Source organism: Streptomyces spinoverrucosus, from assembly GCF_006539505.1.
Taxonomy (GTDB): Bacteria; Actinomycetota; Actinomycetes; order Streptomycetales; family Streptomycetaceae; genus Streptomyces; species Streptomyces spinoverrucosus.
In genome coordinates this window covers 16642-31129 of record NZ_BJND01000062.1, presented here as the reverse complement: position 1 = coordinate 31129, position 14488 = coordinate 16642, and the positions used below count along the sequence as shown (strand labels likewise).

The following is a 14488-nucleotide window of genomic DNA, read 5'->3' as shown; positions in this document are numbered from 1 at the left end:
GCATGCCGTCGGGCCGATGTCCGGCTTCCGTGTGAGGAGGGGGTATAGCCACGGGGCCATTCTTCATGTAGGAATGTGGGCCAAATGGACGTTTTCAGTCGCTTTAGGGGCATACCCTCGCGACTTCTGATCAGAAGAAGTCCGCGAAGCGTCGCCGGGCAGGTGTTCTTCCTGCAGGTGGCGCTGGTGGTGCTGCTCGTGGCGTGCGCCGTGGTGGCGCAGGTGATCCAGGCACGGATGGCCGGCAGCGCTGAGGCCAAGCGACGCTCCATCGCCGTTGCCGAGACCTTCGCCCACTCTCCGGGCATCCTGTCCGCGCTGCGGGCCCCCCAGCCGTCGAAGGTGCTGCAGCCGCTCACCGAGGCGGGCCGGCGGTCCGCCGGCGTCGACTTCATCGTCGTCATGGACACCCATGGCATCCGGTACACGCATCCCAAGCCGGACCGGATCGGAAAGCGCTTCGTGGGGCGGATCGAGCCGTCGCTGGCCGGCCGGGTCTACACCGAGAGCGTGCACGGGCCGCTCGGCCACGAGGTGCAGGCCACCGTCCCGGTCAGGGGAGGCGAAGGCAAGGTGGTGGCGCTGGTCTCCGCCGGTCTGAAGGTCAAGACGGTCACCAGCCAGGTGGAACGACAGCTGCCACTCATCCTGGGCGCCGGAGGGGTCGCACTGCTGCTGGTCACGGCCGGAGCGGCGCTGCTCAACAGGCGACTGCGGCGGCAGACCCACAACCTGGATCCCGGCGCGATGACGCGGATGTACGAGCACCACGACGCGGTGCTGCACTCCGTGCGCGAAGGTCTGCTCATCGTCAGCGCGGACGGCCGACTGCTCCTGGCGAACGACGAGGCCGCACGGCTGCTCGCCCTGCCCCCGGACGCCGAGGGCAGCCTGGTGGCGGAGCTGCCCGGCCTCCCCCCGGGCATCCGGAAACTGCTGACCTCCGGGCGCAGGGCCAGCGGCGAAGTGCACCTCGCCGGGGAGCGCCTGCTCGCGGTCACCCAGCGGCCCACGGCACGCCGCGGTGGCTGCTCCGACGGCACGGTGGTCGTCCTGCGCGACTCCACCGAGTTGCGTGCACTCTCCGGCCGGGCCGAGATGGCCCGCGAGCGCCTGAAACTTCTCTACGACGCCGGTCTGGGCATCGGCGACAGCCTCGATGTGACGCGTACGGCCGAGGAACTGGCCCACATCGCCGTTCCCCGCTTCGCCGACTTCGTGACCGTGGACCTGGTCGACGAAGTGCTGCAGGGCGAGGAGCCGACCGGCACCGGGACGGGAATGCGCCGTACCGCCGTCAAGGGCATCCGGGAGGACCATCCCTTCTCCGAGGTCGGCAGCCTGATCGACTTCGTCCCCTCCACACCGCACGCCCGGGGCATGGGCACGGGTCGTTCGGAGCTCGTGCCGGATCTGGCCACCGCGACGGGACTCCGTCTGCAGGACGCCGAGCAGATGAGGACGATCGAGGCCCGTGGCATCCACTCCATGATCTCCGTCCCGATCCAGGCCCGCGGCATCATGCTCGGGGTGGCCGCCTTCTGGCGCTGCCGCAAACCGGAGCCCTTCGACGAGGAGGAGCTGTCCCTGGCCGAGGAGCTGGTCGCCCGCGCCGCGCTCAGCATCGACAATGCCCGCCGCTTCACCCGCGAGCACACCCTCGCCGTCGCCCTCCAGCGCAGCCTGCTGCCGCGCGCACTGCCCGAGCAGAGCGCGCTCGACGTCGCCTTCCGCTACCTGCCCGCACAGTCGGGTGTGAGCGGCGACTGGTTCGACGTCATCCCCCTGCCCGGCGGCCGGGTGGCGCTGGTGGTCGGCGACGTCGTCGGCCACGGTCTGCACGCGGCGGCCACCATGGGCCGACTGCGCACCGCCGTACACAACTTCTCCACCCTCGACCTGCCGCCCGACGAACTGCTCAGCCGTCTCGACGAGCTCGTCAGCCGTATCGACCAGGACGAGTCCGATGCGGACCGGGACTCCGGCGTCATCGGTGCCACCTGCCTTTACGCCGTCTACGACCCGGTCGAGCGCCGCTGCGCGATGGCACGGGCCGGGCACCTGGCCCCCGCCCTGGTGGGTCCCGACGGCGACGTCACGTTCGCCGACGTGCCGGCGGGCCTGCCGCTGGGCCTCGGAGGCATGCCGTACCAGGCCGTCGCACTCGAGCTGGCGGAGGGCACCCAGATCGTCTTCTACACGGACGGGCTCATCGAGGACCGCTCGCGGGATCTGGGCGTCGGCATGGACATGCTGCGCGAGGCCCTCGCCCGTCACCCCGACCGCTCGCCCGACGAACACTGCCAGGCTGTGGTGGAGGAGCTCCTCCACGGGCGGCCCAGGGACGACGTCGCAGTGCTCATCGCCCGTACCCTGGCCACGCCGGCCGACCGGGTCGCCGACTGGGACGTGCCCTGTGACCCCGCCGCCGTCGCCGGAATGCGCGCCGCCGTGGCGCGGAAGCTGGACGAGTGGGACCTGTCCGAGCTCTCCTTCGGAACGGAACTCGTGCTCAGCGAGCTGGTCACCAACGCCATCCGCCACGGCTCGCCCCCGATCCACGTACGGCTCCTGCGCGACCGCACCCTGATCTGCGAGGTGTCCGACGGCACCAGCACCTCGCCGCACCTGCAGTACGCCACCACGACGGAGGAGGGCGGCCGGGGACTGTTCCTGGTCTCCCAGGTGGCGGACCACTGGGGTACTCGGTACACCCCGCAGGGCAAGGTCATCTGGGCCGAGCAGGCCCTGCCGGCGCATGACGCGCCACCGGCGCACCGAGCCGCGCCGCCCATGCAGCGGCGACCGGACCGCAGCGTGCAGGAGGCGAACGTACAGAGCGCTTCGTGAACGTCGGCGGCTCAGGCGAGTTCCACGAGGAGATCACCGCCCTCGACCTGCTGGATTCGGTTGATGGCCAGCCGGGCCACCGTGCCGGACTTCGGAGCGGTGATCGCGGCTTCCATCTTCATCGCCTCGATGGTGGCCACCGTCGCGCCGGCCGCCACCTCGTCGCCCTCGGCGACCGCGAGGGTCACCACGCCGCCGAACGGCGCCGCGACATGGCCGGGGTTGGCCCGGTCCGCCTTCTCGGTGACCGGGACGTCGGAGGCCGCTGCCCTGTCGCGGATCTGGATCGGCCGCAACTGACCGTTCAGCGACGACATCACCGTGCGCATGCCGCGTTCGTCCGCGTCACCGATGGCCTGCAGCTCGATGAGCAGACGCACTCCGGGTTCGAGGTCGACGCCGTACTCCTTGCCGGGCCGCAGCCCGTAGAAGAAGGCCTTGCTGTCCAGCACGCTGGTGTCGCCGAACGTGTGGCGGTGGGTGTCGAACTCGCGCGTCGGTCCGGGGAACAGCAGTCGGTTGAGCGTCGCCCGCCGGTCCTTCGCGAGCCCCGTACGGTCGTCGTCGGTCAGTTCCTGTAGGGGCTTGGGCTCGGCGCGGCCCCGCAGCGCCTTGCTGCGGAACGGCTCGGGCCAGCCGCCGGGCGGTGTGCCCAGCTCGCCGCGCAGGAAGCCGATGACCGAGTCGGGGATGTCGAACCGGTCCGGGGCCGCCTCGAAGTCCCCCGGGGACACTCCGGCACCCACCAGGTGCAGCGCCAGGTCTCCGACCACCTTCGACGAGGGGGTCACCTTCACCAGGCGGCCCAGCATCCGGTCCGCCGCGGCGTACATCGCCTCGATCTCCTCGAAGCGGTCGCCGAGGCCCAGCGCGATCGCCTGGGTGCGCAGGTTGGACAGCTGCCCGCCGGGGATCTCGTGGTGGTAGACGCGGCCGGTCGGCGAGGCCAGACCCGCCTCGAAGGGTGCGTAGACCTTGCGGACGCTCTCCCAGTACGGCTCCAGGTCGCCGACGGCCCTCAGGTCCAGGCCGGTGGGCCGGTCGGAGTGGTCGGTCGCGGCCACGATCGCCGACAGGGACGGCTGCGAGGTGGTGCCCGCCATGGACGCCACTGCTCCGTCCACCGCGTCCGCGCCCGCCTGGATCGCGGCCAGGTAGGTGGCGAGCTGGCCACCGGCGGTGTCGTGCGTGTGGACGTGGACCGGCAGGTCGAACTCCCGGCGCAGGGCCGAGACGAGTTTCGCCGCGGCCGGTGCCCGCAGCAGGCCCGCCATGTCCTTGACGGCCAGAACGTGGGCGCCCGCGGCCACGATCTGTTCGGCCAGTCGCAGGTAGTAGTCCAGGGTGTAGAGCCGCTCGGAGGGATCGGACAGGTCGGAGGTGTAGCACAGCGCCACCTCCGCCACAGCAGTTCCGGTCAGTCGTACGGCGTCGATGGCGGGGCGCATCTGCTCGACGTCGTTCAGGGCGTCGAAGATGCGGAAGATGTCGATGCCGGTGGCCGCGGCCTCCTGCACGAACGCGTCGGTGACCTCGGTCGGATACGGCGTGTAGCCGACGGTGTTGCGCCCGCGCAGCAGCATCTGCAGGCACAGGTTCGGCACGGCTTCCCGCAGGGCGGCCAGGCGTTCCCAGGGGTCCTCCGCGAGGAAGCGCAGGGCGACGTCGTAGGTGGCACCGCCCCAGCACTCCAGCGACAGCAGCTCGGGCAGGGTACGCGCCACCACCGGAGCGACGGCGAGCATGTCCTTGGTGCGGACCCGGGTGGCGAGCAGCGACTGGTGGGCGTCGCGGAAGGTGGTGTCGGTGACGCCGATGGTCGGTGACGCGCGCAGCCGGCGGGCGAAGCCCTCCGGGCCGAGTTCGGCGAGCCATTGCCGGGAGCCGGCCGGTGGCTCACCGTCCGGCAGCGGCGGCAGCTTGGTCAGCGGGTCGATCAGGTCGGGCCGCTCGCCGTGGGGCTTGTTCACGGTGACGTCTGCGAGGTAGGTCAGGAGCTTGGTGCCGCGGTCGGCGGAGTGGCGTGCGGTGAGCAGGTGCGGGCGCTGCTCGATGAACGAGGTGGTGACCCGGCCGGCCTGGAAGTCCGGGTCGTCCAGCACCGCTTGCAGGAACGGGATGTTCGTGGCCACGCCGCGGATGCGGAACTCGGCCACGGCACGCCGGGCGCGGCCCACGGCGGTGCTGAAGTCCCGGCCCCGGCAGGTCAGTTTGACCAGCATGGAGTCGAAGTGTGCGCTGATCTCCGTACCGGCGTGGGTGGTTCCGCCGTCGAGGCGGATGCCCGAGCCTCCGGGCGAGCGGTAGGCGCTGATCCTGCCGGTGTCCGGGCGGAAGCCGTTGGCCGGGTCCTCCGTGGTGATACGGCATTGCAGGGCCGCGCCCCGCAACGTGACGGATTCCTGGTCGAGTCGCAGGTCGGCGAGGGTCTCGCCGGCGGCGATGCGCAGCTGCGCCTGCACGAGGTCGACGTCGGTCACCTCTTCGGTGACCGTGTGCTCGACCTGGATGCGCGGGTTCATCTCGATGAAGACGTGGTTTCCGCCGCGGTCGAGGAGGAACTCCACGGTGCCGGCGTTGCGGTAGCCGATCTGCCGGGCGAACCGCACGGCGTCGGCGCAGATCCGCTCGCGCAGCGCCGGGTCGAGGTTCGGCGCGGGCGCGAGTTCGATCACCTTCTGGTGGCGGCGCTGCACCGAACAGTCGCGCTCGAAGAGGTGGATGACGTCGCCGTGCCCGTCGGCGAGGATCTGCACCTCGATGTGGCGGGGTTCGACGACGGCCTTCTCCAGGAAGACCGTGGGGTCACCGAACGCGGACGCCGCCTCCCGGGATGCGGCCTCAATGGCCTCCCGCAGCTGGGCGGGATCCTCGACGCGGCGCATACCGCGCCCACCACCGCCCGCGACGGCCTTGACGAACAGGGGGAAGCCGATGTCATCGGCGGACCGGACCAACTCCTCCACGTCGGTGGAGGGCGCCGAGGAGCCGAGGACCGGGACGCCGGCCTCGCGGGCGGCGGCCACGGCGCGCGCCTTGTTGCCGGTCAGCTCCAGGATGTCGGCGCTCGGCCCGACGAAGGTGATGCCCGCCTCTTCGCACGCCCGCGCCAGTTCGGGGTTCTCGGACAGGAAGCCGTACCCCGGGTACACGGCGTCCGCACCCGCGCGGCGGGCCGCGCGGACGATTTCGTCCACGGAGAGATAGGCGCGCACCGGGTGCCCCGGCTCCCCGATCTCGTAGGCCTCGTCGGCCTTCAGGCGGTGCAGCGAGTTGCGGTCCTCGTGGGGGAAGACGGCGACGGTACGCGCGCCCAGTTCATAACCCGCCCGGAACGCGCGGATCGCGATCTCTCCGCGGTTGGCGACCAGCACCTTGCGGAACATTCGTGCCCCCTTCAGCCTGCCGGCAGTGAGCACCATGGTGTCGGGGGCGGGCCTGCCACGCCATGTGAGCCGGGCCACTCGCGGTTGTGGGCCCCCGCAGGGCGTTCCATTACGGCCCGGTAGAGTGGCGGCGTCGTCATCACACCCGTACGGGGGGAAGCCGGTGCAAATCCGGCGCTGACCCGCAACCGTGAGCAGCCGTAGCTGTGAGCAGCAGAAGCTGTGCGCAGCCCGAGCTGTGAGCCGGAATGCCCCGCACGGAACGTGACCGGCTCACGTGCACCGGCAACCGGCCGGTGTGCGGCACCGTCGAGGTATACGGAGCCGAGCCGCCCGGGGGTGCCCCGTGCTGCCCGGCTCCCCGCAGGGAGAGGCACCCGCCGATCATGAACGTCGTCCGCCGCACCGCCGCGGCCCTGGCCGCCGCCGTCGTGCTCGGCACCGCCGCGACCCCCCTCGCGCAGGCCGCCGACCCGTCCCCGTCGCCGTCGGTGGCCCTGCCCTCCGGCCTGTTCGGCACGTCCGACCCGACCTACGACGGCGTGTGGCGGCAGTCGCTGGCCCTGCTCGCCCAGGACACGATGGGCCTCACGCCCGCCTGGAAGGCCACGGACTGGCTGGCCCGGCAGCAGTGCGACAACGGCGGCTTCGCCGCCTACCGGGCCGAGCCCGCCAAGGACTGCGACGCCAAGACCGTGGTCGACACCAACAGCACGGCCGCCGCCGTCCAGGCCCTCGCCGCGGTCGGCGACTACGAAGCCGCCACCGGCAAGGCGGTCGACTGGCTGAAGTCCGTGCAGAACAAGGACGGCGGCTGGGGCTACACCCCCGGCGGCCCCAGCGACGCCAACTCCACCGCCGTCGTCATCGGTGCCCTCACCGCGGCGGGCGAGAAGCCGGACGCCGTCGTCAAGGACGGCAAGTCTCCTTACGACGCCCTGCTGAAGCTGGCCATCCCGTGCGACGAGAAGGACGGCGGCGCCTTCGCCTACCAGCCCGACAAGAAGGGCACGTTGGCGGCCAACGCGGACGCGACCGCGGCGGCCGTCCTGGGCGCGCTGGGCAAGGGCCTCGCGGCCGAGGCGGGCAGGGAGGCAGGCCAGAAGGCGGGCCGGAAGGCGGAGCCCACCTGCGCCGACGCCAAGACCCCCGAGCAGGCCGCCGCCAATGGCGCCGCCTACCTCACCAAGACCCTCGCCAAGGACGGCCACCTCACTTCCGCCCTCCCCGGCGCCGAGGACCAGCCCGACTACGGCAACACCGCCGACGCCGTGGTCGCGTTGGCCGCGCAGGGTGGCGCCGCGCAGGCCGCCAAGCCGCTGACCTGGCTGGAACAGAACTCCGCCAACTGGGCCAGGCAGAGCGGCCCCGCCGCCTACGCCCAGCTGATCCTCGCCGCCCACGCGGCCGGCGCCGACCCGAAGGACTTCGGCGGCACCGACCTGGTGGCCCAGCTCAACGCGACCGGCCCGACCCCGCAGCTCCATGTCCAGGACCGGGCCGTGGCGAAGGCCGCGGACAAGGACGACGAGGACGAGGGCCTGACCTTCGGCGTGTGGTGGTACGTCGGCGTCTTCCTCGTCGTCGGCATCGGCATCGGCTTCCTGCTCAGCAACCGCAACAAGAGGCAGTAGCCGTGAGGTTCCGCCGTATCGCCGCCCTGCTCCTGGCCGCGCTGTTCCTCCTGCTGAACACCGGCCAGGCGCAGGCCGCCGGCTACCGCTACTGGTCGTTCTGGGAGCGCAACGGCGAGGCGTGGACGTACGCCACCCAGGGCCCCGCCACCACCCGCCCCGCCGACGGCGACGTCCAGGGTTTCCGCTTCGCGGTCAGCGAGGACTCCGCGGACGCGTCCCAGCCGCGCGGCACGGCCGACTTCGCGACGATCTGCGCCGACACCCCGGCGCGGGACGGAACTAAGCGGGTGGCCCTGGTCATCGACTTCGGTACGACGTCGGACGCCCCCTCCGGCGAAACCCCACCGCCCGCCCGCACGGCCTGCGCCCAGCTCTCCCCCGACGCGACGACGGCCGAGGCCCTGGCGGCCGTGGCCAAGCCCCTCCGCTACAACACGAACGCGCTGCTGTGCGCGATCGGGGGGTATCCGGAGAAGGGGTGCGGCGAGCAGGTGACGGACAGCAAGCAGTCCACGCCGAGCAAGGACGACACGTCCGACTCGGGACCGACGGCGAGCGTCTGGGCGGGCATCGCAGCGATCGCCGTACTGGGCGCTGCGGCTGTATGGCAGACCCGGCGCCATCGACGTGGCTGAGCAGCATCGCCCTAAAGGGGCGCGGGGAACTGCGCGACCAGCCCCCCACGGCCCGCAGACGAACGACGGCGCGCACCACCGCGCACAACTCCGCGCACAGACACACCCCGGCGCCTGGTGGCTCTGGTCCCTAGCCCTCGGCACCGCAGCCACCCGCACCACCAACCCCCTCCTCCTCACCCTCCTCATCACGGTCTCGGCGTACGTCGTGGCAACCCGCCGCCCAGCCACGCCGTGGTCCCGCTCCTACGGCGCCTTCGTCAAACTCGCCCTCGCCGTCCTCCTCATCCGCCTCCTCTTCGCCATCACCCTCGGCTCCCCCCTCCCCGGCACCCACACCCTCCTCACCCTCCCCGAAGTCCCCCTCCCCGACTGGGCCCAGGGCATCCGCCTGGGCGGCAAGGTCACCGCCGAGACCCTCGTCTTCGCCCTCTACGACGGCCTGAAACTGGCCACGCTCCTGATCTGCGTAGGCGCCGCCAACGCCCTCGCCAGCCCCACCCGCCTCCTCAAGTCCCTCCCCGGCGCCCTCTACGAGACCGGCGTGGCAGTAGTCGTCGCCCTCACCTTCGCCCCGCACCTGATCGCCGACGCCCAACGCCTCCGCGCCGCCCGCCGCCTGCGCGGCCGCCCGGACAGAGGCATACGAGGCCTGTTCCAGGTAGGCCTCCCCGTCCTCGAAGGCGCCCTCGAACGCTCCGTCGCCCTCGCCGCCGCCATGGACGCCCGCGGCTACGGCCGTACCGCCCAGGTCCCGCGCGCGGTCCGCCGTACGACAGCCGCGCTCACGCTCACCGGCCTGCTCGGCGTCTGCGCCGGAACGTACGGCCTGCTCACCGCCGAAGGCGGCACCTACGGCCTCCCCGTCCTCCTCGCAGGCCTCGCCGCCGCCCTCGCGGGCCTCTGGCTGGGCGGCCGCCGCACCCCCCGCACCCGCTACCGCCCCGACACCTGGAACCCCCGTTCCTGCCTGATCGCCGCGTCCGGCGCCGCGGTAGCCGCGCTCCTCACCCTCGCCGCCTCCACCGACCCCACCGCCCTGCACCCCGGCGTGATCCCCCTGGTCGCCCCCACCCTCCCCCTCTGGCCCGCGGCAGCCGTACTCCTCGGCCTGCTCCCGGCGTTCCTCACCGCACCACCCAAGGAACCGTCATGATCCGCTTCGAGGACGTCTCCGTGATCTACGACGGGGCAGCCGAACCCACCATCCAGGGCGTCGACTTCGAGGTCCCGGAAGGCGAACTCGTCCTCCTCGTCGGCCCGTCCGGCGTCGGCAAGTCCACCCTGCTCGGCGCGGTCAGCGGCCTGGTCCCGCACTTCACCGGCGGCACCCTGCGCGGCCGCGTCACGGTCGCCGGCCGCGACACCCGCACCCACAAGCCGCGCGAACTCGCCGACGTCGTGGGCACGGTCGGCCAGGACCCCCTCTCCCACTTCGTCACGGACACCGTCGAGGACGAACTCGCCTACGGCATGGAGTCGTTGGGCCTCGCCCCGGACGTGATGCGCCGCCGTGTCGAGGAGACCCTCGACCTGCTCGGCCTCGCCGACCTGCGCCACCGCCCCATCGCCACCCTCTCCGGCGGCCAGCAGCAGCGCGTCGCGATCGGCTCGGTCCTCACCCCGCACCCCAGCGTGCTCGTCCTCGACGAACCGACCTCCGCCCTGGACCCGGCCGCCGCGGAAGAGGTCCTCGCCGTCCTCCAGCGCCTCGTCCACGACCTCGGTACGACGATCCTGATGGCCGAACACCGCCTGGAACGAGTCATCCAGTACGCCGACCGGATCGCCCTCCTCCCGACCCCTGGCGCACCCCCGATACTCGGCACCCCGGCGGAGGTGATGGCCGTGTCCCCGGTGTACCCCCCGGTCGTGGCCTTGGGCCGCCTGGCGGCCTGGACCCCCCTACCGCTGACAGTCAGGGACGCACGGCGACGCGCGGCAGAACTCCGGGAACGACTCAAGGAACGGCACGACATCGCCGCCCAGGGGCGCGGGGAACTGCGCGACCAGCCACAGCAAACCCGCACCCGCCAACAATCAACACCCCCCGAGCTATTGGGCGCCACTCACCGCCGATGGTTCAGCCGCAAACGCACCCACACCACCTCAAAGCCCCCCTGTGCGGCCGAAATACAAGCCCTCACCGTCACCCGCGGCCGCATCCAAGCCCTCCGCCACATCAACCTCTCCATCACCCCCGGCGAAACCATCGCCCTCATGGGCCGCAACGGCGCCGGAAAGTCCACCCTCCTCTCCACCCTCGTCGGCCTGGTCCAGCCGACCTCCGGAAGCGTCCGCGTAGGCGACGCGACCCCACATCGCACGCCACCCCCCGACCTCGTACGCCGCGTAGGCCTCGTCCCCCAGGAACCACGCGACCTCCTCTACGCCGACACGGTCGCCGCCGAGTGCACGGCCGCCGACGCCGACGCGGGCGCCGCCCCCGGCACCTGCCGTGCGCTGGTCTCCGAACTGCTCCCCGGTATCACCGACGACACGCACCCCCGCGACCTCTCCGAGGGCCAGCGCCTCACGCTCGCCCTCGCGGTCGTCCTCACCGCCCGCCCACCACTCCTCCTCCTCGACGAACCGACCCGTGGCCTGGACTACGCGGCCAAGTCCCGCCTGGTCACGCTCCTGCGCGAGCTGGCCGCCGAGGGCCACGCGATCGTCCTCGCCACCCACGACGTGGAACTGGCCGCCGAACTGGCCCACCGGGTGATCCTGCTGGCAGAGGGCGAGGTGATCGCCGACGGCCCGACGGCGGACGTGGTGGTCTCGTCCCCGTCCTTCGCCCCGCAGGTCACGAAAATCCTCGCCCCCCAGCAGTGGCTCACGGTCGCCCAGGTCCGAAAGGCCCTGTCATGAGGGGCCCCGTCCACCTGGGCCCCCGTTCCCTCGCCGCCCTCACCTTCACCACCGCAGTCGGCGCGGCGGCGTTCTTCTGGCCCTTCCTGGCCCCGCCCACCTCCCAGGTCGCGGCCCACGCCCAGGACGCCCCCTGGCTCTTCGCAGGCCTGCTGGTCCTCCTCATAGCAGTGGTGGCGGCGACGATCTCCGAGTCGGGTCTCGGCCCGAAGGCCGTGGCCATGCTCGGTGTGCTGGCCGCGACGGGTGCGGCACTGCGGCCGATCGGTGCCGGTACGGCGGGCATCGAGCCGATGTTCTTCCTGATGGTGCTGAGCGGCCGCGTCCTCGGCCCCGGCTTCGGCTTCGTACTCGGCGCGATCACGATGTTCGCGTCGGCACTGCTCACGGGCGGTGTCGGTCCGTGGATGCCGTTCCAGATGCTGGCGATGGGCTGGTTCACGATGGCGGCGGGCCTGCTCCCGGCTGGGGACCGCCTCCGCGGTCGTACCGAACTGCTCCTCCTGGCGGCGTACGGCTTCCTAGCGGCCTTCGCCTACGGCACGATCATGAACCTGGCGGGCTGGCCCTTCATGAGCGCGCTGGCCTCGAACATCGCCTTCGACCCGAACGCACCGGTCCCCGCCAACCTGGCCCGTTTCCTGGCGTACTGCCTGGCCACGTCCCTCGGCTGGGACCTGGGTCGCGCGATCGTGACGGTCGTCCTCACGGTCACCCTCGGCCCGGCGGTCCTGAAGGCCCTCCGCCGAGCCACTCGCCGCGCCGCCTTCGAGACGCCGGTCACATTCGCCCCGCCCACTCGTTCACCAGCGGGTGAGAGCTCGCACGCGGACGGTCACCCCGACGGTGAAGCACCCCACATGACGCACATCACCTACGACCCGCATTCGTAGATCCGAAACCCTGTCATGCACGCAGCATCAGGCCCTCTGACCTGCGCATTGAGAGCCAGATCACACAGGGGACCTACACCCCGGATGCGACCACAACTAGTAAAAGGGGTCATTGCGGACACTTCGGTCGGCTGCTTCTCTGGATGACGTCGCAAGGCGCCGAGAGCCCACAGGGCCGCGGCGCCAACGCATGCCACCGCCGCACACCACGTGGTTACGGCCTGCCGCGACCCCCCGTCCCCGACGAAAAGGTTCGCTCGTGTCCGTCTCCATCCTCCGCCGCATCGCCACCCCGAAGAAGGCCCTCACCGGTATCGCCGTCGCCGCCGCCACCGCCGGTATGGCGCTGTCCGCCGCCCCGGCCCACGCCGCGTCGGGCGCTTCCCCCTCCCAGGCCCAGGCGATCGCCAAGAAGATGATCCCGGACGCCGCCCAGTACAACGCCTTCAGCAAGATCGTCCAGCACGAGAGCGGCTGGGACATCGACGCCACGAACCCGTCCTCCGGCGCCTACGGCCTGGTCCAGGCCCTGCCCGGCAACAAGATGGCCACCGCCGGCTCCGACTGGAAGACCAACGCCCAGACCCAGATCAAGTGGGGCCTGGACTACATGAAGTCCCGCTACGGCAGCCCGGTCGGCGCCTGGAACTTCTGGCAGGCCAACGGCTGGTACTGAGCCGACACCCACAGCCTCGGCTGGTGCTGAAAACCAGCCCCCAAGACGGCGGCGGCCCCCGATCCCCGGGGCCGCCGCCTTCTGCGTACGCACTCACTCCGCCCTGACCCGCAGCTCCTTCACCCCGTTGATCCAAGCCGACCGCAGCCTCCGCGGATCCCCCTCCAGCCGAAGCTCCGGCATCGCGTCTGCGATCGCGTTGAAGATGAGGTCTATCTCCAGGACCGCCAGAGACTTGCCGAGGCAGAAGTGGGGGCCGCCTCCGCCGAAGCCGAGGTGGGGGTTGGGGTCGCGGGTGATGTCGAAAGCGTCCGGGGTGTCGAACACCTCGGGGTCGTGGTTCGCCGAGGAGTAGAAGAGGCCGACCCGGTCGCCCTTCCGGATTTGTTTGCCGCCCAGTTCCGTGTCCTGGGTGGCCGTCCGCTGAAAGGACACCACCGGCGTCGCCCAGCGCACGATCTCCTCCGCCGCCGTCGACGGCCGCTCCCGCTTGTAGAGGTCCCACTGCTCGGGATGCGTGAGGAAGGCGTGCATGCCGTGCGTGATGGCGTTGCGGGTCGTCTCATTGCCCGCCACCGCCAGCATCAGCACGAAGAACCCGAACTCGTCCGACCCGAGATTGCCCTCGTCCTCCGCTGCCACCAGCGTGGTGACGATGTCGTGCGCCGGGCACTGCTTGCGGTCGGCGGCCATGTTCATGGCGTACGCGATCAGCTCGGTGGCCGACTCCTTGCCGACCTCCTCCGTGATGGCGTACTCGGGATCGTCGTACGCGATCATCTTGTTCGACCAGTCGAAGAGCTTCGCCCGGTCGTCCTGCGGTACGCCGATCAGCTCGGCGATCGCCTGGAGCGGCAGCTCGCACGCGACCTCCGTGACGAAGTCGAACGGACCGGAGTGCGCGCGGGCGCTCTCGACTATGGCGTGCGCCCGCGCCCGCAGCCGCTCCTCCAGCGCCCGGATCGCCCGGGGCGTGAACCCGCGCTGCACGATCTGCCGCACCCGGGTGTGCTCCGGCGGATCCATGTTCAGCAGGATCAACCGCTGCGCGTCGATCGCGTCCCGCTCGATGTGCTCGTTGAAGCGGATGATCGCGGTATTGAGGTACGAGGAGTAGAGCTCGGGGTGGGTCGAGACGTACTTGACGTCGGCGTGCCGCGTGACGGCCCAGTAGCCCTCGTCCTGGAATCCGGCCAGGCCCGCGGGCTGGGCGATCCAGGTGACCGGCTCGACGCGGCGCAGTTCGGCGAACTCCGGCAGGGGCACACGGTGGTGCAGCAGATCGGGGTCGGTGAAGTCGAACCCGTCGGGAAGCGCTGGACAGGGCATGGCGGCTCCAGCCATCTGACGACCCATCAGGAAGTGCCGTGAACGTAACGGCGGACACCGAAGACTGCAAGACCCTTGCGGTGACGGACGTCACGTCAGCAGACTGCACAGAGAACTAGAACACGTACTAGTTCCCAACCAGCTCTCCCCCGGCTCCGCCAGTTCCTGCTGGTTCCTGCTGGTTCCCGCTGGTTCCTGCTGGTCCTGGTTC

The 14488-nt window shown here is 71.3% G+C and carries 9 protein-coding genes and 1 riboswitch; of the genes, 7 read left to right on the top strand and 2 right to left on the bottom strand.

Features of this window, described 5'->3' with window-relative positions:
• The first annotated feature begins 84 nt into the window (after positions 1–84).
• A complete protein-coding gene (locus SSP24_RS33190) occupies positions 85–2850 on the top strand; it encodes a SpoIIE family protein phosphatase (protein ID WP_141313682.1) in 2766 nt (921 codons plus the stop codon).
• A gap of 11 nt (positions 2851–2861) precedes the next feature.
• On the opposite strand, the gene SSP24_RS33185 is transcribed toward SSP24_RS33190, so the two are convergent.
• On the bottom strand, positions 2862–6236 hold the full coding sequence (locus SSP24_RS33185) for a pyruvate carboxylase (protein ID WP_141313681.1): 3375 nt from the start codon (positions 6234–6236) through the stop codon (positions 2862–2864).
• Between the two features lie 153 nt (positions 6237–6389).
• A riboswitch (cobalamin riboswitch) is annotated at positions 6390–6490 on the top strand.
• Between the two features lie 132 nt (positions 6491–6622).
• On the opposite strand from SSP24_RS33185, the gene SSP24_RS33180 reads away from it, so the two are divergent.
• From SSP24_RS33180 to SSP24_RS33155, 6 genes are all read left to right on the top strand, one after another.
• A complete protein-coding gene (locus tag SSP24_RS33180; protein WP_141313680.1) occupies positions 6623–7870 on the top strand; it encodes an SCO2321 family membrane protein in 1248 nt (415 codons plus the stop codon).
• Between the two features lie 2 nt (positions 7871–7872).
• Positions 7873–8508 (top strand): SCO2322 family protein, encoded by a 636-nt coding sequence (locus SSP24_RS33175; RefSeq protein WP_141313679.1) that lies wholly within the window; start codon positions 7873–7875, stop codon positions 8506–8508.
• Positions 8501–9664: an energy-coupling factor transporter transmembrane component T gene (locus SSP24_RS33170; protein ID WP_141313678.1), complete on the top strand. Its 1164-nt coding sequence runs from the start codon at positions 8501–8503 to the stop codon at positions 9662–9664. The genes SSP24_RS33175 and SSP24_RS33170 overlap by 8 nt, the downstream gene beginning before the upstream one ends.
• Positions 9661–11379 carry an ABC transporter ATP-binding protein gene (locus tag SSP24_RS33165; protein WP_141313677.1) on the top strand — a complete coding sequence of 573 codons (1719 nt, stop codon included), beginning with the start codon at positions 9661–9663 and terminating at the stop codon, positions 11377–11379. Before SSP24_RS33170 ends, SSP24_RS33165 begins: the two co-directional genes overlap by 4 nt.
• A complete protein-coding gene (locus SSP24_RS33160) occupies positions 11376–12272 on the top strand; it encodes an ECF transporter S component (RefSeq protein ID WP_141313676.1) in 897 nt (298 codons plus the stop codon). The genes SSP24_RS33165 and SSP24_RS33160 overlap by 4 nt, the downstream gene beginning before the upstream one ends.
• 259 nt (positions 12273–12531) lie before the next feature.
• Positions 12532–12948 carry an aggregation-promoting factor C-terminal-like domain-containing protein gene (locus SSP24_RS33155; protein WP_141313675.1) on the top strand — a complete coding sequence of 139 codons (417 nt, stop codon included), beginning with the start codon at positions 12532–12534 and terminating at the stop codon, positions 12946–12948.
• A gap of 93 nt (positions 12949–13041) precedes the next feature.
• Here SSP24_RS33155 and SSP24_RS33150 read toward each other — a convergent pair whose 3' ends face one another.
• Positions 13042–14277 carry a cytochrome P450 gene (locus SSP24_RS33150; protein ID WP_141313674.1) on the bottom strand — a complete coding sequence of 412 codons (1236 nt, stop codon included), beginning with the start codon at positions 14275–14277 and terminating at the stop codon, positions 13042–13044.
• Between the last annotated feature and the right edge of the window lie 211 nt (positions 14278–14488).